This window comes from Alkalibacterium sp. s-m-28 (assembly GCF_054658175.1).
This window is the reverse complement of the sequence record NZ_BAAGIQ010000270.1, coordinates 1-470: the sequence shown is the minus strand read 5'-3', so window position 1 is coordinate 470 and position 470 is coordinate 1. Positions and strand designations below refer to the sequence as shown.

Annotated in this window: 1 protein-coding gene; it reads left to right on the top strand. The window is 41.7% G+C overall.

Features of this window, described 5'->3' with window-relative positions:
- On the top strand, positions 1-470 hold a 470-nt coding region (locus ACYQ4S_RS12285; RefSeq protein ID WP_459771454.1), incomplete at both ends, for a group II intron maturase-specific domain-containing protein.

Below are 470 nucleotides of genomic sequence, written 5' to 3'. Positions count from 1 at the left end.
AAAAGTAAAGTGGGTTCCCCAACACGTTTAAAGTTCTTGGGTTGTCTGATAACCACAGTGAATGGGGTCTGTCGTTACAGACCTTCGAAAGAAGCCAAAGCGAAATTCATGCGTACCTTGAAACGCTTGACTAAACGTAAACGAGCAGGGAAGTTTGATGACATTGTCAAAGAAATAAACAGCCGAACAAGAGGCTGGATTAATTATTTCGGCACAGGTTTCATCAAAACCTTCGTAACGAAAGTGGAGCAATGGCTCCATCACCGTATCAGGCAACTCATTTTAAAAAGATGGAAAAATCCACGTACTAAGATTAGCAGATTAATGCGTTTAGGTCTAGATATGGACAGTGCTAAACGCATTGGTTACTCCAGAAAGAAATACTGGAGACTGTCAAAAACACCTGAAGTTCATTGGGTGCTTACAACGAAAAGACTCTACCGGTGGAACGTAGTTTCACTACGAGACCT